This is a genomic window from Dysgonomonas sp. ZJ279, assembly GCF_011039205.1.
In the GTDB taxonomy this organism is placed as follows: domain Bacteria; phylum Bacteroidota; class Bacteroidia; order Bacteroidales; family Dysgonomonadaceae; genus Dysgonomonas.
The window spans coordinates 19,727-41,787 of record NZ_JAAKEL010000008.1; the positions used below are offsets into that span (position 1 = coordinate 19,727).

16 protein-coding genes, 1 pseudogene and 1 riboswitch are annotated in these 22,061 nt (G+C 37.7%); of the genes and pseudogenes, 6 read left to right on the forward strand and 11 right to left on the reverse strand.

The genetic code is table 11. The annotated features are described in order from the left end of the window. Positions 1–26: 26 nt before the first annotated feature. From G7Y57_RS10600 to G7Y57_RS10625, 6 genes and pseudogenes are all read right to left on the reverse strand, one after another. A complete protein-coding gene (locus tag G7Y57_RS10600) occupies positions 27–713 on the reverse strand; it encodes an urease accessory protein UreF (RefSeq protein WP_165023646.1) in 687 nt (228 codons plus the stop codon). A gap of 14 nt (positions 714–727) precedes the next feature. After that, positions 728–1,231 carry an urease accessory protein UreE gene (gene ureE / locus G7Y57_RS10605; RefSeq protein WP_165023649.1) on the reverse strand — a complete coding sequence of 168 codons (504 nt, stop codon included), beginning with the start codon at positions 1,229–1,231 and terminating at the stop codon, positions 728–730. A gap of 93 nt (positions 1,232–1,324) precedes the next feature. Beyond that, positions 1,325–3,046 (reverse strand): urease subunit alpha, encoded by a 1,722-nt coding sequence (gene ureC, locus G7Y57_RS10610; RefSeq protein WP_165023652.1) that lies wholly within the window; start codon positions 3,044–3,046, stop codon positions 1,325–1,327. 72 nt (positions 3,047–3,118) lie between these two features. Beyond that, a pseudogene (gene ureB / locus G7Y57_RS17995) lies at positions 3,119–3,418 on the reverse strand (urease subunit beta); the annotation flags it as partial. Positions 3,419–3,439: 21 nt separating this feature from the next. Beyond that, the gene (gene ureA / locus G7Y57_RS10620) at positions 3,440–3,742 is read right to left on the reverse strand and encodes an urease subunit gamma (RefSeq protein ID WP_165023658.1); all 303 of its coding nucleotides are present in this window, start codon (positions 3,740–3,742) and stop codon (positions 3,440–3,442) included. Between the two features lie 542 nt (positions 3,743–4,284). After that, a complete protein-coding gene (locus tag G7Y57_RS10625; protein ID WP_165023661.1) occupies positions 4,285–6,507 on the reverse strand; it encodes a TonB-dependent receptor in 2,223 nt (740 codons plus the stop codon). Positions 6,508–6,945: 438 nt separating this feature from the next. Between G7Y57_RS10625 and G7Y57_RS10630 the strand changes: the two genes are divergently transcribed. After that, positions 6,946–8,625 carry a B12-binding domain-containing radical SAM protein gene (locus G7Y57_RS10630; protein ID WP_165023664.1) on the forward strand — a complete coding sequence of 560 codons (1,680 nt, stop codon included), beginning with the start codon at positions 6,946–6,948 and terminating at the stop codon, positions 8,623–8,625. Positions 8,626–8,633: 8 nt separating this feature from the next. Here the strand turns inward: G7Y57_RS10630 and G7Y57_RS10635 are convergent, their stop codons facing one another. Both G7Y57_RS10635 and G7Y57_RS10640 read right to left on the reverse strand, forming a co-directional pair. Next, on the reverse strand, positions 8,634–10,112 hold the full coding sequence (locus G7Y57_RS10635) for a DUF3943 domain-containing protein (protein ID WP_165023667.1): 1,479 nt from the start codon (positions 10,110–10,112) through the stop codon (positions 8,634–8,636). 120 nt (positions 10,113–10,232) lie between these two features. Continuing rightward, positions 10,233–11,684: a hypothetical protein gene (locus tag G7Y57_RS10640; protein WP_165023670.1), complete on the reverse strand. Its 1,452-nt coding sequence runs from the start codon at positions 11,682–11,684 to the stop codon at positions 10,233–10,235. A 416-nt stretch (positions 11,685–12,100) separates the two neighbouring features. On the opposite strand from G7Y57_RS10640, the gene G7Y57_RS10645 reads away from it, so the two are divergent. Continuing rightward, complete coding sequence (locus G7Y57_RS10645; protein ID WP_165023673.1) at positions 12,101–13,168, forward strand: hypothetical protein; 1,068 nt, start codon at positions 12,101–12,103, stop codon at positions 13,166–13,168. An 86-nt stretch (positions 13,169–13,254) separates the two neighbouring features. On the opposite strand, the gene G7Y57_RS10650 is transcribed toward G7Y57_RS10645, so the two are convergent. Then, positions 13,255–14,553 carry a mechanosensitive ion channel family protein gene (locus G7Y57_RS10650; protein WP_165023675.1) on the reverse strand — a complete coding sequence of 433 codons (1,299 nt, stop codon included), beginning with the start codon at positions 14,551–14,553 and terminating at the stop codon, positions 13,255–13,257. A gap of 279 nt (positions 14,554–14,832) precedes the next feature. Beyond that, a riboswitch (cobalamin riboswitch) is annotated at positions 14,833–15,038 on the forward strand. Positions 15,039–15,175: 137 nt separating this feature from the next. Here G7Y57_RS10650 and G7Y57_RS10655 point away from each other — a divergent pair. The 4 genes from G7Y57_RS10655 to G7Y57_RS18000 are packed head-to-tail and all read left to right on the forward strand — an operon-like array spanning position 15,176 to position 19,354. Then, a complete protein-coding gene (locus tag G7Y57_RS10655; protein WP_165023678.1) occupies positions 15,176–17,221 on the forward strand; it encodes a TonB-dependent receptor in 2,046 nt (681 codons plus the stop codon). Next, the gene (locus tag G7Y57_RS10660; RefSeq protein ID WP_165023681.1) at positions 17,218–18,360 is read left to right on the forward strand and encodes a DUF5074 domain-containing protein; all 1,143 of its coding nucleotides are present in this window, start codon (positions 17,218–17,220) and stop codon (positions 18,358–18,360) included. The genes G7Y57_RS10655 and G7Y57_RS10660 overlap by 4 nt, the downstream gene beginning before the upstream one ends. 35 nt (positions 18,361–18,395) lie before the next feature. Next, on the forward strand, positions 18,396–19,208 hold the full coding sequence (locus tag G7Y57_RS10665) for a PKD domain-containing protein (protein WP_255491422.1): 813 nt from the start codon (positions 18,396–18,398) through the stop codon (positions 19,206–19,208). Positions 19,209–19,216: 8 nt separating this feature from the next. Further along, entirely contained in the window at positions 19,217–19,354 is a 138-nt protein-coding gene (locus tag G7Y57_RS18000; protein ID WP_255491423.1) for a hypothetical protein, read from the forward strand. A gap of 282 nt (positions 19,355–19,636) precedes the next feature. Here the strand turns inward: G7Y57_RS18000 and G7Y57_RS10670 are convergent, their stop codons facing one another. Together G7Y57_RS10670 and G7Y57_RS10675 are read right to left on the reverse strand one after the other, a co-directional pair. Next, on the reverse strand, positions 19,637–20,935 hold the full coding sequence (locus G7Y57_RS10670) for a hypothetical protein (protein WP_165023685.1): 1,299 nt from the start codon (positions 20,933–20,935) through the stop codon (positions 19,637–19,639). A 433-nt stretch (positions 20,936–21,368) separates the two neighbouring features. Further along, positions 21,369–22,043, reverse strand: coding sequence for an OmpA family protein (locus G7Y57_RS10675; RefSeq protein WP_165023688.1), 675 nt, complete (start codon positions 22,041–22,043; stop codon positions 21,369–21,371). Positions 22,044–22,061: the final 18 nt, after the last annotated feature.

Here is a 22,061-nt window from a genome sequence, read left to right on the forward strand (position 1 = left end):
GTTTATTCTAATAATCTGTTTTTACATTAAGACATATATAAGCGGGAATACAACTTCTCGTGCTCCATACAGCGTATATCAAAGCCGATATTACAGAACCCGACAAGGCTTCTATCAAGGCTTAAGACTTTGGGTACTACCGATTGGATTACATCTTGCATCCGATATAGAATATCCTGCCCCGAAAGTTGACTCAAAGGCACAAGTTTAACAGCATTTGTTACCATACCTACAGCCGAGTTGTAGAAGAAAGCGTAAATTGCTTCACTAATAGGTATTCCGAACAAAGCGGCATACAACCCGAATGTAACCGAATAATGCCCTTCTGCCTCTTGCGAATTAATAGCTTCCTGGTATTTTTCGATGATAGGAGATGTTACTTGTCTGTCGAATATTTTAAATAGTCTTACCCCTAACTTTCGGCTAGCCTGCTTTATTTCGACAGGGGCTTTCAATGCTGCACATTCTTGGTCGAGAGCTATCAAAGCGGCTATATCATTATTCATAGCAGTCTCATATGCCAGCTTTACAAAGGAAGCATCGTTGTACAACACATTATTTGTAATCATATTGTGAACAAATGATTCTGTAGTAGCATCATCTTTCACTATTTTATGCTGCACATAAGACTCCAAACCATTCGAATGGGAGTATCCCCCAATTGGCAGAGTCGGATCGCATAAGTGCAGTAACTTCCCTATATAAGCATTCATAAATGTTCTGTTTTTTATTTAGCTAATCCCATTATTTTAGAAAAGATGGAGCTTCCTTCTCCATGCGAATGACTATGTGGCTGCACACTTGCATTTACAATATTGAGAAGTTTTTTATGTACTTTTTCCGTGTGATAGCCACTAGCTTTCAGCCATTTGAAGATTGGTTCTTCGTAAGGTATGAGAATCAAATCGTCTTGGATAAAAACGGGTAAATGTTTGTTCCCGATCTCGTAAGAGACACTCCCCATTTCCAGCATTGTGTGGGGTGTAACTTGTATGGCATCGCACGGCAGTATATCTACAGCGATTATTTTATCGTCATCCATATACAGTATATCATCTTGACGGAGACGTTGACCTTCTTTCATAAAGCGGATTGCAACATCTGTTCCATCAATTGTTTTGCGTCTTTGTATTCGTTTGTTCGCTTCAAACCACTCCATCTGTATTAATTCGACTTTGCGATCTGCAACTTTTACGTCTTTCAGGTTTCCTGCTATTTGTTCTACTACCATGATTTTTTTGCTATTTAGTATTTTTCCTTTTGTTATTTAACAACCGGAATGGCCGAACCATTCCGGTTATTGATATGTTAAGCTTCTTCTGTTTTAAAACAAGAAGTAGCGTTGTCCCAATGGAACAGTATCTACCGGTTCGCAAGTGATCTTAACGCCATCTACTTTCACTTCGTAATTTTCAGGATTTACAGTGATTTCCGGAGTCTTGTCATTGTGAATCAAATCTTTCTTAGATACATTTCTACATCCCGAAACAGGAAGAAGAAGTTTTTCCAAACCATATCCTTGTACAGTACCGTTGTCGTAAGACACTTTAGATACGAATGTGATACATGTTTTAGAAAGAGCTTTACCAAATGCACCGAACATATTACGATACATAACAGGTTGAGGAGTTGGGATAGATGCACTAGGGTCACCCATACGTGCAGCGATCATCATTCCGCCTTTGATAATAATTTCGGGCTTAACACCGAAGAAAGCCGGTTTCCACAATACGATGTCGGCAAATTTACCCGGCTCGATAGAACCTACATATTGAGAAATACCTTGTGCTATAGCCGGATTGATAGTGTATTTTGCCACATATCTTTTTGCTCTGAAATTATCATTGTTTTTGCCCTTATCTTCAGCCAAAGCACCTCTTTGTCTCTTCATTTTATCAGCCGTTTGCCAAGTACGAATAGTTACTTCGCTAATACGTCCCATAGCTTGAGAGTCGGAACTCATGATACTGAATACACCCATATCGTGCAGAATGTCTTCTGCTGCAATAGTTTCAGGTCTGATACGTGAATCGGCAAATGATACATCTTCAGGAATAGTACGTTTCAAATGGTGACAAACCATTAACATATCAAGATGCTCATCAATCGTATTTACTGTATAAGGGCGAGTAGGGTTCGTAGATGCAGGTAGTACATTCGGATACATCGCTATTTTGATGATATCAGGAGCATGTCCGCCACCAGCACCTTCGGTATGGAATGTATGGATCACACGCCCGTTGATTGCATTGATAGTATCTTCCAAGAATCCTGCTTCGTTCAATGTATCGGTATGGATAGCGATTTGAACATCGTACTTGTCTGCTACAGTTAATGCAGTATCAATAGTAGCGGGAGAAGTACCCCAGTCTTCATGTAGTTTCAAACCTAAAGCACCTGCTTCTATTTGTTCTATCAGAGGAGCTTCGGTCGATGAATTTCCTTTTCCGAACAGACCAAAGTTCATAGGCAGACCTTCCAATGCTTGTAGCATACGTTCGATGTGCCATGGTCCCGGAGTTACTGTAGTTGCATTTGTACCATCGGCAGGACCTGTACCTCCACCAATCATGGTTGTGGTACCACTATATAGAGCATGCTCTACCTGTTGCGGACAGATATAGTGAATATGGGTGTCGATAGCACCTGCAGTAGCAATTAAACCCTGTCCACCATGTACTTCGGTCGAAGCTCCAATAATCATATTAGGAGCAACTCCGTCCATAGTATCAGGATTACCGGCTTTACCGATGCCCACAATTTTACCATCTTTAATACCCAGGTCGGCTTTCACAATACCCGAATGGTCGATAATGACAACATTGGTTATTACCATGTCCAAAACTCCCTGGTCGCGTGTTGCTACACTTGATTGAGCCATACCGTCACGGATAGTTTTACCTCCTCCGAATTTGTTTTCTTCGCCATATACGGTATAGTCTTTTTCTATTTCAACAATAATCTCTGTATCGCCTAAGCGCACTTTGTCTCCCTTAGTCGGGCCATACATGCCGACATATTTGGTTCTATCTATTTTTAAACTCATGGCTTATTTATTTTTAAATTTTTTACTCTTTAACAATTCCAGACTATGTTCCTTATTATACTCAAGTGTAGTATCGCCATTAACTAAATTGTTATTTCCAAATGCACGGTGCAGGCCACCATAAGCTACAAGTTCAACCTCTTTTTCTTCTCCCGGCTCAAATCGAACCGCTGTTCCGGCTGCGATATTAAGACGTGATCCAAATGCTTTTGCACGATCGAAACTCATTGCACGATTCACTTCAAAAAAATGGTAGTGTGATCCTATTTGTACGGGACGGTCACCAGTATTGGTAACTTTTATTTTTACTGTTTTGCGGCCAACATTGCATTCAATGTCCCCTTTTGCTATAAAATATTCTCCGGGTATCATAATTGTTTGAATTTAAATTGTTCAACGTATTGGGTTATGTACTGTAACCAGCTTAACCCCATCGGGGAAAGTCGCCTCAATCTGAACATCGGGAATCATTTCTGATATTCCTTCCATCACATCTTCTTTCTTGAGCAAGGTTGCTCCATATTGCATCAGTTCTGCTACTGATTTTCCATCACGTGCTGCTTCGAGCAAATGAGTGGAAATGTAAGCTACGGATTCAGGATGATTCAATTTCAACCCGCGTTGCTTACGTTTAGCTGCTACTTCGCCTGCGACGTGTAGCAACAGTTTTTCCGCTTCTCTTGGTGTTAAATGCATAATTGGGATTTTTAATTAATTAAATAAATATGGTAAATAATCAATAACACAAGCTATCTTTCAATTGAGTATTATAACATATTATATATATAATTTGTTTTTAAGGGAAATAGAAAAGTATCATTTTATCACAAAAAAGAATGTAAAATTTAACTTAATACAATCCGATTAAATTTAACACATAGCAATACATGAAAGAAATACACAAATCAAACAACTAATTATCAATTATATACATCAAAAAGAAAAGGTGTTACGATTATGATAAACGTGTCTATATGCTTTACAACATGATAGAATATTAGAAAAAATAGATACATTTTACTAAAAAAGTGAGAAGAACCTCATTTAAACAAATATTTAAACAAAATAAAATTATATGTTATTTATTTTAATAAATAAAACAAATTAACCTAAATTAAATATACGAAAAGTTATTAAGTAGACTTATTTATAAAAAAGATGATAACGCTAACCCTTAAAACTAAAAACAATGAATTTTATCACCACCCATTCAACATTTAGATAGTATCATTATTTTATCAAAAACTATATGCCACACGTGCTCTGAAAAAGAAGGGTGTTCCGGGTGTAAAATGTATCTCCTCAACACTTTCAGGTTCATTTTGCAATCGCGATTCTGTGGCAAACTGGGTCTCTTTCCATTTCGTATTAAAGAGGTTCTCGATACTCGCTCCAACCAGCAATCCCTTGTATTGATAATTGAGGTTGACATCGAATACTGTAAATCCATCTGCGACAATCGAATTATCTTCATTTGCAGGACGATTGTTCATAAACCGAAACCTGAAACTACCCGAAAAAGATTTCCAGTTACTCAAGCTAATCCCTGCTGTACTTGTGAAATCGGGTGCCAAAGGAATATAATTCTCTCCTTTAGGCTCATCGATACTACGGGCAAATGCATAATTAGCGTCAGCATCTAAAAACAACCAATTATTTAATTGGTAACGAATTCCTAAATCAGCTCCCATCCTCCGACTTTTACCACTCGGCTCTATAATACCTGCATCACCTACATAAACGAATTCTTGCTCGGAATACAAATACCATAAGGCACTGTTAACAATAAGGCGGGGAATCGGCTTCCAGATACTACCCAAATCGGAACCAAAGACACGGGGAACCGTTTTTTTATCTTTGTCGTAAACCACCACACGGGTATCGTTCGAATGAAATCCCATTCCCGATTTAAGATAAAACTGCAGATTATCGTTCTCTGTATATATGAAATTCAGCTTAGGCGAAAGTAAAGTTTTTTGAGCTCCTTTATTCTGAAAAATAGTATCTAGCTTATTTTGGTAGTTGAACTGAAATTGATCGATACGCACCCCGGGAGCAACTGTCAGTTTTCCAAATTCGAACTGCGCACCGGCATAGGCAAATATATTGGATTGATCTATATCACCGAGCATCAAATTCTCGAGTGTAGTATAGCGCTCTTTAGTTCTCGACAATTCAGTATCTTTAGTTGCATCTGAACGAAATCCAACACCACCTTGTATAGCCGTCTTAACATCTCCTAGATAGAGCGTCTTGCCCCATTCGCTGTTAAGCCCGAAAATATCCCTGTTCTCTTTTTGTCTTATCTGGTCGCCATTGATTGGATCTTCGAGAAAGAAAGTAAAATTCGAATAGAGCTCAAATTTATATTTGCTATAAAAAGCATTGGCTTTAAAATACGTATTATCATCAATAGCTTTGAAATAAGCGGCATTGACATTCGTTCTCGATGTATTACCGCCCTCTGTATCATCCACAGCACCAAACCATGAGATAGTACCATCGTCTACCAAGCGCTGAGGTATTTGCCCAGAAGCATCCCATTTGCTTGTAAAATGAGATACGGTTAAAGAAAACTTGCTGTTATCATTAAATCGTGATGTGTATTTTCCGAAAAGATTTATTCGCTTGAAATTCTGCGGAGCATCAAAAGGACCGTCGGTAAGCAAATATTCTGTGGCAATATAAGCATCTTGATTAGCTTTATCCTGATCGAGAATATTAAAAAGACCGATCACCCGCTTTGTGTTGAATTGCCCGAGTTCTACCCCTACAGTACTTTTATCTAATTTTTCTTTCGTCTTGAAAGCTACATATCCGGCTGTTGCCAAGTCACCTTTATCTGCATAATAAGGGCCTTTGCCAAAATCTATCTTGTCTACTGTTTCGGGAATCAGAAAATGCAGATCGGCATAACCTTGTCCATGGGCATGCGAAACCATATTAACCGGCATACCATCGACCGAGATGGCAATATCGGTACCATGATCGAGATCGAAGCCACGCAGGAATAACTGTTCTGCCTTGCCCCCACCTGCATGTTGCCCTATAAATAGCCCGGGCACTTTTCGAAGTATTTCCTGTGATGAGTTTACCGGAGTAACTTTGAGGTCAATGGCTGTGATAAAATTTAAACTCGCAAGCTTGGGGCGTATAACAACTTCTTCTAGCCTTAAAATATCTTCATCTAAAACAATCGGATCGGATTCTGACACACTGGCTCTAACATCGCGCGTCTTAAAACCCAAAACTCCTACTGACAGAATATCGGTTGAGTTTGTTTTATCTATTGTAAATATGCCAAATTCATTTGTATGGGTGTGTTCATTTGTCCTTGTATTGAAAATTTGGACTCCTTCGATAGGTTTACCGTTGTCATTAACTATTTTCCCTTTCACCACTTGCCCAAAAGCCGTGCTAACAATCACAAAAGACAAGAATAAGAAAATAATCAGTTTCATATCGTATCATTTAAAGAATTTACGTATCTGTGACAACATTGATTAACATCAAGATTAGATTTATTGTTCAACAAGATTTAGCAAAATAATTTTAGGGAATTTTAAGTTAACAGCAAGAGAGATGCTTTAAATGTGTATAGACATTCGCAAACCTTCCACATACAAAAAAAATGGAATAAAGATAGCAACAACAAAAAGACACTCATATAACACTGAATACACAACAATTAAAACGATACACAATAGAGAAAAACACAGAAATCCATATCAAAACTGAGGAATATGTACGAATACGATTTAGCGAAACCACAACAACAAAAGGTGATTAACTGCTCAAAAAATAAACAAAGATTAACTTATATTATAATTGGGAGATGTTTAGCTCTGGCCTTTCGCAACACCATTACAAAGCTGTTTTTTAATTCGTATATTTGTATCATGAAAACAATTCTCACAACGCTAAACGCTAAATATATACATACATCGCTTGCCTTGCGACTGCTTTATGTTGCCAATAAAGACAGATTCGATCTTTCATTTAGAGAATATGTTATCAAAGAAGATATCGAAGCTGTTGCTCAAGACCTCCTAAATCAGAATCCCGACATTCTGGGTATGTCTGTTTATATCTGGAATGTAGAGCAAACAAATAAGCTGATTAATATTCTTAAAGAAAAGAATCCCAATATAATTATCATCTTGGGAGGTCCTGAGGTCACTTACGAACCGCAATTTTTCCTGGATAAATGGGATATCGATTATATTATCAGCGGCGAAGGTGAATTTGTATTGGGTGAGCTATTGGAAGCTATACAAAGTGGTGTACAAACCGAAATAAAAGGAGTATCGCACAAAGGATATATCAGTAAAGAAATAGCCAGAGCCGATCTGAATAAGATCGCAACCCTACCATCTCCTTATACCCTTGAAGAAGACAAGGAGGCTATGAAAAATAAACTTGTTTACTTCGAATCTTCGCGAGGCTGCCCTTATCAGTGTCAGTATTGCTTGTCTTCTTTAGAAAAAGGGGTGCGTTATTATCCACAGGAATATATTTTCCACAATCTGAAATACCTGATTGATAACGGTGCAAAACAAATCAAATTCTTAGACCGTACATTTAACCTGAATAAGGATCATACACATGCCATTTTCGATTTCCTGATAGAGAACTATCGCCCTAATTTAAGTTGCCAGTTCGAAATATATGCAGATCTGCTATCGGATGATATAATAGATTATCTGAACCAAAATCTTAAGCTAAAACATTTCAGATTTGAGATTGGAATTCAATCTACACATGAACCGACTAACATTGCAGTTAAAAGAAAACAAGATTTCGACCTGCTTGCCGGCAATATCAAAAAGCTAATGGATGGAGGAAAGATAGATTTGCATCTCGACCTCATCGCCGGATTGCCTTACGAAACATTAGAGCGATTCATAAAATCGTTCAATGATGTTTTTGCGCTGAAAGCAAAAGAGGTGCAACTTGGCTTCCTGAAAATGCTTCGGGGAACAAGCCTGCGAAAAAATGCCGATCTTTTTGGCTACAAATATAACCAATCGGCTCCTTACGAAATAGAATATAACAACTGTATTTCGCAAGAAGAACTGGAGCGTATCCACGAAGCCGAACATGCTTTAGAGAAGTACTGGAACAGCGGCAAATTCACAAGAACACTCAATAGATTGTTTGAATCGCATTACAAAGACAAATACTTTGAATTATTCGACGAAATAGGACAGTTCTACAAAGTACAACAATATCCTCATCATGGTTATCGCCTAGAAGATGTGTTCCTCAATTTACACCATTTCCTATTATCTAAAGATATAGATTTACTGGATTTACTTAAGACCGATTATTACTGCAACTTCAAGATTCGTCCCCACGGATTCTGGGAAGATAGAATTGAGAAAAAGATAAGAAAGCGATTGCTTTATGACATTGGTCAGGATAAGAAATTTTTATCGAAGCACAAACTGAATCGCAGGATTATCGAAAAGCAGGCGGTTATCGATGCTGTGTCTGAAAATGAATATTTACTCACTGTTTTTTTAACAGAGGGCGAGTTAGTTAAGCATTTATTCCTACCCTATAAAGTAGCGGAATAACACAGAAACTAGAATTTATAGGTCAGCATTAAACGCCCTTCTGATGTTTTAGAAAATACGTCCTCGAACTTTTTGTAGTTAGTATCACGCGTATAGTTTATAAACATCCCTGTCAGATACCATTGTTTTTTTAGTTTCAGTTCGGCCTGCAGGCTGGTAACATGAAGCACTGCCTGCGATCTATCGCCTTGCGCATTGAGGGTTTTACTATCAAAATCGTCCCAATTAATATCATCCGGATAACCTTTCCACGTAAACATGCGGTACATCTCGTAGGTAGATGATACTGAAAAACGATCTGTGTACGCTATATTTATTCCTGTTTTCACGCTAAATCCACTTGCTAGATTATAGTTTCGTTCATCCACCTGATAATGGTCGCTAAGCGCCCCTCCCAGAAGAATAGCATTGGCATGTGCAAAAGCATCCATACTCCAGTTACGAAACCTCTTATTCTGGTAAATCAGACCAACACCAAAAGAAGCAGGGGTACACAATTTATACGGTATTTTTGCCGATACATCCGAGATTGTATCTGAGTCGTAATAATCGAAATGCTGATAGACACCGATACTTAAGAAATCCTTCTCTGTCTCCATCAGTTCGGCAAGATAAAGTCGTCCCATTATATTTAACTGACCAAGAAGCGGCTGAGAACCTTGTCCATTCAGATTGGCTCTGAATGTAAAGAAATCGTAAGGTTTCGCATTATCACCTGCAAAACGATCACCATATTCTACATTCACCTCCGATGCAAACCCTAGTCCCTGATCGAACACCTCATCTTTAAGTTCCAACGCACGTATCCCGAAAGACACATCGACTTTTACATCGGGCACACCAAATTGTTTACCGGAAGTAGATCGCTTGCGCCAGGCATCACCATTGATAATACGTGTCAAACCACGTGTAGGCGAAACTAGAAATGCGGCGGCTTCGAGACCAAAACGCGAACTACCCGTTCTCCTGTCATCCAGAATTAGATCGGATGTTCGATAAAAAACTTCACCCAAAGCCATACCTCCTATCGGGGTTGCAATTATATCATTAGTGGACGGGAACTCACATTCCATAAACAGCTCCCACATAGCACTACCAGCCAGAGCAAACCCACCCGATTCCCAATAATTAAATCCATTAGACCGGGCAGCATTATAATACAAACTACCATGATAGGGGTGTAGAAACATGTTGGTACCCATCTTATCATTATCCCAAATGAATCCATGCTTGAAATTATCTTTTACGGAATTCATGCTTATGTAAGCAAAATCTCCTTTTTGTATATACCTGTCGAAAGCCCAAATACCCATATTCAGACCAAAAACCTGCGAACCGGCCATCAGCCAATTCTTTTTTGAGTAATAATCTATATCGACCTGATTGGGGACTTTAGGCGTTGCAACCTGACGCCGAATGGGTGATTGCGAATATATTGGATAAATTACAATATAAGATAAGATGAAGATTAAATATATTCTTTTCATACTCAAAGAAATAAAGACAAAGACGCCCCTCTACTCGTAAACATTGGGTATCGTAGTCCTGATGATTCTAATTTATAGTCTGCAAAACTAATACATTCAATCGAGAAAAGAAACTTTGAATCAGAGTAACTTCAGAATAATAAAGTCGTCATTTTCGACAAAAAGATTATAATTATTCCTCAGTATCTGGGTAAATTCGGGATTAGCGTATTCTTTTCCTTCGAACAAGCTTTTCCTATCTTTTGGCAGCATAACATACGGAGGAGGGGTCGATCGCATCATTTCGTTGATTTCATGAAATACACTCTCATCGTGCAATCCATGCCATTCCTGTAAAGCGAAATATTTATGATTAGCACTTATATCAGCCAATACATAAAAATTCACATCTACCATATAATAATAAATTTTATCCCTGTCTTCTTCGGGTATTTGATCTATAAGTGCATACACATGCTTTTTATAATTAGCGGCTTCCAGTTTAAAGCTCTCCCCTTCTTTTATTATATAATACGCAGAACGAGACAACAATCCGAGAAATGCTATAGCAGCCAATAGCAACCCTCCCTTAATCAACTTATCGTTATCAATAGAATTCAAGATAAGTAAACATCCGAAAACAAAAGCTGGACAAATAAGTATGAAGTAATGAGTGAAAGCGTAACCAATATTTATAGTAATGAAACTAAAAAAGAAAAGAAGAGTAGTGAATATGAAAATTTTATAATCCTTCTCCTTCCGATAATGTAGGATTGAACCAATAACGAGCACTATCAATACAACTACATTTACCCAAAATGCTTCACCTTCAAATGACAAGAATGAATTTACGTATCTAAAATTAAATATAAAGTTGGCATACATCAAATCGTACAACGCACCGTGATAACTAAAATAGACGATATAGAGAAGGCTCAGAGGCAATTGCCCTAAACAGAAGAACAAGATTAATTTCTTTAGAGAAACGTAGTCCCGATCTATGATTGTAGAAATAAATATAAAGACACAGATAGCAACAATAGCTCCTGCATTATTCATGCGCATCCAAAAAAGAAAAGAAAAGCATATACCCAATAAAAAGCCATCCATCACCGAGATTTCTTTGGTTTTAAAATAGTACTTGCAAACAAGAAATAATGAGATAAAAAGTGGGATTAAGCTAAATTCTTCTGTTGTGTTCCCTCTGCTTATAATTCGAGATGAAAAAATAAGGAAGATCAAACACAAGAGTATTTTCCGTTTTTTATCGAGCAGTAAACCAGCAATCTTACTTATAAATACGAGTACAAAAAATAAATTTAGCACTTCGAGAAAAAATATGCCCAGTCTACCGGGAGCTAAAATCTGTCCGAACGCTTCTAGCAAGATGAAAGAAGGCCCTTTATGATCGAAGAAATCAACATATGGAACTTTCCCTTCTAAAAACATTTTACCCATTGCCATAAATATAGAGCTGTCTCCAAAATATTTAAATGTTAAGGGAGAAGATACATCGCAGTTGAAAAGAATAAAAACGAACGCCAACAAAAAGAGGAAGGGGATGTAAACTATATATTGCTTTCTGAGTTCCATTGTTTATGTTTTATATTTTGCTGTAGCTTGGTCGTAAAATGGCTGATAACAGGCTAATAAGCCATCCAACAAATCGTGGCACAAATGTACACTTTCGCTGATATATAACAAATTATTTAATTGTAAATCTTTTGGAAACAACATCCTGATGACAATATACTATTTGAGCATTAAACAAAGGTATTGAATCCGATCAATAATAAATTCGATTCTTCTCATCAGCCCCATTGCGTCCAAAATATGAATTTTACAATATATAGATACTCTTTTTAATATCTAAAAAAACAATAAAATAGAAACTAACACCCGACAGTGATAAACTTAATCACAATAAAGGTGTTTTTAATTAAGACACTTCAATTATTACAATCACAACATATATATAATTTAATATTCACTATTAAACCAAAATTTCCATGAATAACATTTTAAAAGAAATTAAAGATCTTAGGGGCAAAATGTGTGTCAGTATAATTTTAAATACTCATCACACCCATCCGGATAGCCAAAAAGATGCAATTCTGTTGAGTAATTTACAAAAGGAGGCTATTGACAGGCTTTCTCTTGAACCCGACAAAAAAGCAGCAAAAAAAATTATCGACCAGTTGAAAGAACTGGTAGAGGAAATAGACCATCGTCACAACACGGAGAGTCTGGTATTATTTGTAAATGAAGACATTGCAAAATATACTCGTTTGCCTATTGCAGTAAACAACCGGGTGATTATAGATGAGTCTTTTGCTACCAGAGATTTAATAAGGTCACTGCATACACAACAGGCATACTACACTTTAGTATTGGGGCAAGACCGTGCCAGACTGATAGAAGCAGCAAACGGAAGAGTAACCGAAGAACTGGGTAGACCATTCCCCATCATCAATTATTCGTTGTTTACCACAAACGCCACAGCAGGGTCTAACGCAACGAGAGTCGGAAATTATCAGAAAGAATTTTTCAGCAGAGTAGATAAAGCTCTATGGGCAATATGGAGAGAGAATCCATTACCTATAGTTATATCGGCTGACGAAAAAAACACGGCTTACTTTAAGAACATTTCCGAACATACTGAATTTATTATCGGAACACACAATGACAGCTTTGACAAATCGGCCCAGCATATAATAGATGCAAATAAGTATATTGTAGAAGAATATACACATAAAAACAATGAGAAACGATTATCAGAACTTAAAGAAGCTTTGAATACGGGAAAATTTCTGGTAGATATCAACGATATATGGAGTGCGATAGAACAAGGTAAGGGAAAAACTTTATTTGTTCAGAATGGGTATTACCAATCTGCCGAAATAATAGATGGTAAAATACATCCGGTAAGTATTAATGATGCTTCCAATGAAGGTATAATTGATGATATTATTGACGAAATGGTAGAAATAAATGCCGATTTTGGAGGTGATACTGTATTTATATCCGATGGTGGATTAGAGAAGTTTAAAGGATTAGCTCTTATCACCCGCTATTAATGTAGATACTCTGAAAGAAATAAAAAAAATTAGAGGACTCAGGTATAAAATCTGAGTCCTTTTTATAATATATTCCAGTAATATCTTCATGTATTTATTCGATTCGGATCAATTCTCATATGGCGCAAATCTTTACTTGAAGGATTTTGAAAAAGAACAATATCAAATAAGGGAGCACTGGAAATCACATATTCCATTACAGAACGATGGATCACATCATAGCCACTAGCCGTTTTTTGACGAGAGAATGCATAAATTTCAATACCAATACCATTAGCTGTAATTTCGTTCATATACCTGACAAATAGCATTAGCTCATCATTAATTTGAGGATGCTTACGCAGAAATAACTCGAGATAAGCTCTGAATAAAGCTAAATTAGTCAGGGTTTCTCTCGATGAGCTTTCCCGAGCTAAAGAAAGAATTGCTTCAAAATTATTTGCCATAGCAGGATTACCCGACAGAATAGCAAGAAAGTCGTCACTTACGAGCTTTACAGACTCGACACTCACATAAAATGAACGGACAAAAAGTCTCCCCGGTCCCAACTCCATACGACGCCAGTTTGTGAATGAATCGGTTACCATCGTGTAAATAGGTATCATAGTAACCGAGTTATCCCAGTTCTGCACCTTTACCGAACTAAGATTTATATCTACAATAACTCCGTCTGCATTCTTTGATGGCATCTCGATCCAATCTCCGAGGCGTATCATATCCTGAAACGAAAGCTGTATGGAGGCTACAAAGCCTAAAATTGTATCTCTGAAAATCAATGAAATAAAAGCTGCTGTAGCTCCAAAACCAACAAATAGATTCGATGGGTTTTTATCTGCAATTATTGAGACAATAAGAATTGCACCTATAATCCCCAATATAATTTTAATAATTTGAATATAACCCTTGAGTGATGTTTGCTGTGTCTTGGGGTGAATCTTGAAGAATAACTCCCACGCATTCAAAAGTGAAGATAATACTAATAAGACCCAGAATACCACTACAATTTTAGAAATCGCAAACTCAAACCGCATCCAACTTTCTGAGAATCCCGAAAATAGAACTCCGGAACTAAAAAAGACAACAATAATCGCAGCAAGTACAATCAGACGGTTAAAAAATTTCTTCTGAACCAATACATTGTATATTTTGGATCTCATGTTGGACTCCTCTTTCCGTCTAAAAACAGAGGATAGCTTTGAGGTTATAATGTTCAATAACCATATAATAACGATTAGGGATATAAATGCAACAGTGAAAACAATAATATTAGACACTTTGATACTGACTCCAATACCTGATAATGCATCATGGAGATACTGTAGTATCCAGAATTTAGATGAGCTGGTTACACTCTCTATTGCTATATGAGGAATGATGACAGACATAAAATATGGGTTAAATATTATAACTTTAAACAACGATTATAAACAAAGCCACCTTTTATATTATGGAATGGCCCTATAAATATCCAGACATCACAAATTCGTAGATTCACTACATATTACAACATTTGCTACCTCATATTGTTCTATGAGCAACGCCGTGGGAGATTCTAATACGTTTTCACATAATCTTCTATATATCAAAACGAATCGGGTGTGAGCAGTAGTAAGCTTCAATGCATTTTTCTTTAAATTACGAAAGCATCTCGATTTAATACCCTATCTTTGCACCAACATTTTGGTGTTGCAAATCCGTATTTATCGGACAAGTAATGAAAAGGGAATCAGGTGAAAATCCTGAACAGACCCGCTGCTGTAAGCTCTACGATGTTTTGAATGGACAAAATCCACTGTCGTAATTAATAAGATGGGAAGGATATTCAAAACAGGAGTAAGTCAGAAGACCTGCCAGAATATTTATATTTAAAGCTTTCGAGGTATGAGGCTGGAGAATATTATCAGAAGTAGTAAGATACTTACGATTCTTTTCTGCAAATATTGCATGCGCAATTCTTCCAATCCACATCAAGAGAAAGCTATTTTGATCAATTATTCAAACTAGCGAATGTTTAAAAACATAATACGACTTCTATCCATCTGTTTACTTTACTGTTGCACAACATCCCTTTATGCACAAGGTCTGTTAGACAGCATACAGCAGATGAAAGAAGTCATCATCATTGCTAAACCCTTTCAAGAAGTGATTCCGACACAACGATTATCAGGCACCAAGCTACAACAGCTAAGCAACCACACCGTCTCGGATGCACTTCGCTATTTTGCAGGTATACAGATAAAAGATTATGGTGGCATAGGTGGTATCAAGACTGTCAATGTACGTAATATGGGTACACACCATGTCGGCGTATTTTATGATGGAATACAATTGGGCAATGCACAAAACGGAGTAGTCGATTTAGGTCGTTTCTCCCTCGACGATATGGAAGAGTTATCACTGTATAACGGACAAAAAAGCGAAACATTTCAGTCGGCAAGAGATTTTGGGTCGGCAGCATCTATCTATCTGCGGACTAAAAAGCCGAAATTTGAAAAAGATAAGAAAACAAATCTCCTCGTCAGATACAAAGCCGGATCGATACAACTTATCAATCCCTCTGTTCGTTGGGAACAGAAACTCAGCAATAAATTGAGTATGAACTTAAGTTCGGAATACATCAAATCGGATGGGAAGTATAAATTCAGATACAAACGGGCGAATACAGACGGGTCTATTGCTTACGACACAACCGCCACCCGTAAGAATAGCGACATAGAAGCTCTCCGTATCGAAGGAGGCTTATATGGAGTAGTTGCCGATGGCTATTGGGAATCGAAAATATACTATTATGATTCGGAACGAGGACTGCCCGGAGCAATAGTCAACAATGTATTTTATAATGGTGACAGGTTATGGGATAAAAACTTCTTTGCCCAATCGAGTTATAACAAAGATTTCACTCCTAAATACAAATTCCAGCTCAAAGGTAAGTTTGCATACGATTATACACATTATCTATCGAACGACACCACTTTGTTTATGGGGGAGGTTGTCAATGACAGAATATCGTTCAATAATACGTACTATCAGCAAGAGGTTTACTTGTCGGCTATCAATATGTATTCGCCGACTTCGTGGTGGGATATATCCCTATCTACAGATTTCCAATGGAACAAACTGAACGCAACGATGAGCAATTACGATAATTTCGCTTACCCGAAACGCACCACAACACTTGTTGCTTTAGCCAGTTCGGTAAAAGTAAATAAGGTAAAAGCACAGGCCAGTTTGTTAGGTTCATTTGTGCAAGAATCTGTAAGAAATGGCAAGGCATCTCCCAATAAATCTGAAATAACACCTGCGATAGTGGTCGGCTACAAGCCTTTCGAAAAGCATGACTTCAATCTACGTGCATTCTACAAACGTGTATTCAGAATGCCGACTTTCAACGATTTATATTATGCAGAAATCGGTTATAGCGATCTGAAGCCGGAATACACCAATCAATATAATATTGGATTTAGTTACAACAAACAATTTAAAGAAAGTAATCTGGATGCTTTCACTTTACAAGTGGACGCCTATTATCTTGATATTGAAAACAAAATCATTGCATCGCCCACAAGCAGCAATTTCAGATGGATGATGACCAATATTGGAAAAGTAGAAAATAAGGGTCTGGATGTAGTAGCGAATCTACAAGGACACATCGGCAAAGTGAATTTAAGTACTAACCTCACTTACTCATATTCCAAAGCGCAGGATTTCACAAAAACCGAGCCTCGTCTATCATCGTATGGCGACCAGATTCCTTATACACCATGGCATAGCGGTTCGGCAATTCTTAATGCGGGATATGAATCATGGAATATGAATTATAGTTTTATATATGTAGGTGAACGTTATGATGGTGGAATAAACAACATTAAACGCAATCATATACAGCCATGGTATACCCACGATATGTCAGTACAGAAAACATTCAATTTCAAAAATTACAGAGTAAAAAGTTCCGTAGAAGTAAATAATGCATTGAATCAATACTACGACGTAGTATTAAACTTCCCGATGCCCGGCCGCAATTTCAGATTTATTTTAAGTATCGAAATATGAAACAGCTTTATAATATAGCATATATCTTTTCTTTTATCTGCATCCTGCTATCAACTTCGTGCAGAGATGACGAAATGGTTTATCTGTCGGAGCAAGAACAGATAACACCTCCTGCCAGCAACAGTAAAATGATGGGCTTTTACCTTCTCAACGAAGGGAATATGGGGATGAATAAAGCTACAATCGATTATTTCGAATACCCGACCGGAGTGTATTATCGCGATATATATTCGGAAAACAACCCGGGCGTAGTAAAAGAATTGGGTGATGTAGGCAACGATCTGCAAGTATATGGCAATAAACTGTATGCAGTAATCAACAATTCGAACAAAATCGAAATAATGGATGTAAGATCTGCTAAACGAATCACAGAAATAACTGTTCCCAACTGTCGTTATTTAGCTTTTCACGCAGGGAAAGCCTACGTTAGTTCGTATGCTGCAAATATATCAGTCGATCCAAATGCCCAAATAGGCTTTGTTGCTGAGATAGACACTACAACACTCACTCTTACACGTAAGGTAAATGTAGGTTATCAACCCGAAGAGATGGTAGTTCATAATGGTAAACTATATGTAGCGAATTCGGGTGGTTATCGTGCCCCCAACTATGATAGGACTGTATCAGTAATAGATATCAATACCTTTGAAGAGATAAAGAAGATAGATGTAGGTATTAATCTCCATCGCATGGTAATAGACAAACGAGGCTATATATATGTAAATTCGCGGGGCAATCTTTCGACTATTCCATCCAAACTCTATGTGATAGATAGTAAAACCGATGCTGTTACAGATGAATTGGATATACCAGTCACCAATATGCGTTTATCGGGCGACTCTCTCTATTTCTTTAATGCTCCGGATAACAAGAATGCGACTTACAGCATTCTGGACACCCGATATAAGAAGATTGTTTCCAACAACTTTATTTCCGATGGCTCTGAAAGACAAATTATGCTGCCTTATGGATTAGGCATTAATCCTGACACAAAAGAAATATATCTGACTGATGTACAGAACTTCGTAGTTACAGGATACATATATTGTTTCACACCCGAAGGTAAACTAAAGTGGAAAACCCAAGCAGGAAACATACCGGCGCATATTGCATTTGTCCCTAAAAATAGAAATAGATAACAATCAAATATAATATTACTAAAATATCCATGATAATGAAAAAGAGAAATTTTCGATTAGCCTTAAAGGCATTTCTAATAACTGGTTTTGTTTTCGGATTTGCAGCATGCTCTTCCGATGATAATAATGATGGTGAAGAGATCATCACATACAGCCCTTATATAACTAAAGTTTACGATTTTATGCCGGCCATTGGTCAGTTTGTAAATGAAGCTCCCAGATATGAAAACGGAGATACGAAAGAAAGGATGATAGCTAAAGCAGAAAAAGAAATCATCGGAATTAATGGCGGAATAGTGAGCCTCGGCGGATTTGGCGGATACATTGTTTTCGGATTCGACCATACAATTCAAAACGTACAAGGGAAAAAAGATTTCAGAGTGAAAGGCAACGCCATTTATTCTGCTACAAACCCAAACCCTAACGATCAGAGAAAAGGTGGAAGCTGCGAGCCGGGTATAATCATGGTCGCATACGATCTGAATAAAAATGGGAAACCGGATAATAACGAATGGTATGAAATAGCAGGAAGTGAATATAATAAATCTGCCACCATAAAAGATTATGAAATAACTTACTACAGACCCGAAGAGAATGCACCCAGTAACAAATATATCAGATGGACCGACAATAAAGGTGGTTCGGGTTACAAGACAAAAGACTTGAATCACTCTCAAAGTTATTTCCCTGAATGGATTACCGAAGACAAAATCACATTTAAAGGCACCCGTTTAGCAGATAACGCTGTCGACGAAAGTGGAGATGGTACATATTGGGTATCATACGCCTATGAAGGGGTTATGCGGACAATCATCCCAACGACAACGATGCTTCTGCTATCGATATAGATTGGGCAGTGAATACAAAAGGCGAAAAGGTAAATCTTCCCGGCATCGATTTCATTAAAGTATATACTGCAATCAATCAGGAAGCAGGATGGACAGGAGAAATATCGACAGAAATTACAGGAGCAGAAGATCTACATATAAAATAGAAAGAGCTCGATGAGATATCCTTTCTACAGGTTGGGATGAAAGAGAGAAAAAGTTGTGCCCTCTTATAAAAATGAATGAGGTCAAAAGTCGAACTTTTGGCCTCATTCCAACACAACGTAGTTTTATAAATTAAGGTCGGCCGATAGTATGAGTATTTTATCTAAAACAATTGGTTTAGCAATAAAAAAGACAGACGACTTTATAGGTAAAAAATAAAACTTCAAACTCCGATACATTTCATCTGTACCTATCCGATGATGACACTAACGATATCTGATTTTTTAATTAACACCAGCTGGAGGCAGGTCTCCTACTTTGGTAATTACGAAATGGGTGCTTCTCCCAATTAAAGTGCAACCTGTTCCCGAGCAATTGCCCGACTGTCCTCTACCTAGTTGTATTGGCCAAGTCCTGCCAGTTGGAATAAAAGCCGTACAAGTTATCGTTCCTCCGTGATTTGATAAAGCTCCTTGAGTAAAAGCTGCCGTTGAGTGGATACGGGTATATTGGATTGGTGCATCTCCTCTTGCTCCATTCATGTCGGGAAAATCGACTATATATGAAGCTAGAGTGCATCCAGTGCCGTTGTGTTCGGCTTCGTACACAAGAGTCATTGTATACAGCCCTCCTCTTTTGAAAGTTACAACGTTAGTCCCAGAGTTGAAGGAAATATCGTCCAATAGATTGTTCACTAACATCGACATAGGAACTTTAGCACTTGCACCGATGGCCACAGTGTTCAAAAAATTTTTTATATTTCCCTGTAGCTGAAACACTGCCGGTCTGGGTACTCCGAGATTATTTAATGAAGATTGCAACGTATTGTCAAAAGTGGATTGATTGATTAATTGACTCCATTTTGTCCCGTCCCAAGTATATAAATTATTGGCATATACGGCTGTTGCTCCGCTTGACCCATTTGCCGTATTATAAACAATTAATCCGACTGCCGGAGACGTAATTGGCGAAGCACTATTGGTAGCCGTAAGTGCCACTCGGGGCGGAAGAAAACCCTTGTTGGTTGCATTGATTTCCAATGCTGCACTGGCATCGGGCGTTTCTGTGCCAATACCGATACTACCATTTGTAAAACCTAGTATTTTGCTATTGAGATTGACGGTCGCATTGACGCTCAAGTCTCCTCCAATATCGACCTTACCACTATTTAAAGTAATCCCATTACCCGAAGAGAGTACTTGTATATCGCTGCTTGTCGTATAGTACTTCCACATACTCCCATCCCAAATGTAGATACCTTGTTTAAAAGGAGCTGCTGTATTGAGATTATATACCATTAGACCTGTATGCAATTCTTTCACCCTCGATGTAGAAGCATTGATCCATTCAGTATCGCCCGTAGAAATGAATGGTTCGAGCGTGGATGCGTTAAGCAGTTGCACACGAGGCAATACAATCCCTCCTGTTTGCGAAGTGATGTTATCTGCTTTTGGCTCTTGATCTTTAATTTGCAAAAGAGCAGCTTGCACAGGACCAAATCCGCTACCGATAGTTACTTGTCCTGAAAGCGTGTAATTAAGTAGAAATACCGCTAATAGGATTAAATATACTTTCTTTTCCATAGTTTTTGAGTTTTATCGCTATTGAACATCAATAAAGTCTACACCTTCAAAATATAAATAAAGTGCAATTTTACTTTTTTACAAAGGTATAGGATTAACATATTTGGTTACAAATGGAAATGCATCAAGACCGTAAATGTATTTTCAGAACCGTAAAAAAGCCACTTCAATATCGTCAATCGAGGTGCATTATCATAAAAAATTATTGATTGCTTTTGTTGGACGAAGTATTTCGATCGATTTAAGAAGAGTATTATTGAACGCGAGTTGGATATAAAACTTATTGAATAAAAAGCATGCGCATATCGCTTTTATTTCTTATCACAAAGAACACAAAATATAGAATAGAAAAGGGACGTCTATATTCAAAAATAAAAGAGCCCCGATAGAAAATTCTATCGGGGCTCTTCGTATAATCTAAACCAAGGTTGTATTATTTACCTTCATGTGCGTCTTGAATCATCTTTTCGTTAGGTAAAATTAAAATTTCCACACGACGATTTTGAGCTCTACCTGTTGTAGTGCTGTTATCAGCAACTGGTTGAGAAGAACCAAATCCTTGTGATTCCATACGAGCACCGTTTACACCTTTTGATTGCAAAAAGTTATAAACCGATTGCGCACGTTTTTCAGACAATGGGTTATTTATAGCATCGTTACCGGAGCTATCTGTATGTCCATAAATCTTAACATCTGTATCAGGGTTATTCTTTAACGATGCTGCGAAATTTGTAAGGGCTGTTTGAGACGATGGGTTCAATGTGCTAGAGTTTGTAGCAAATAGGATACCCGATTCGAATGTAACTTTAATTGCTTGTCCTTCATTGATAGACTCAACCTGAGCACCTTCTATTTTTTCAAGTTCGGCTTTTTGCTTGTCCATCTTATTTCCGATAACAGCTCCGGCTGCACCACCGGCTATTGCTCCGATACCTGCACCCCAGGCAGCACCTTTGCCACCACCAAAAATAGCTCCGATACCTGCTCCAAGAGCGCCACCGGCACCGGCTCCAATTCCTCCGCCTTTCACCGTATTACTAGCTCCGCAGCTAGAAAATAAAACTGCACAACTAAGTGCTATTGCTGCAAAAAATGAAAATCTTTTCATAATCAATAATATTTATTA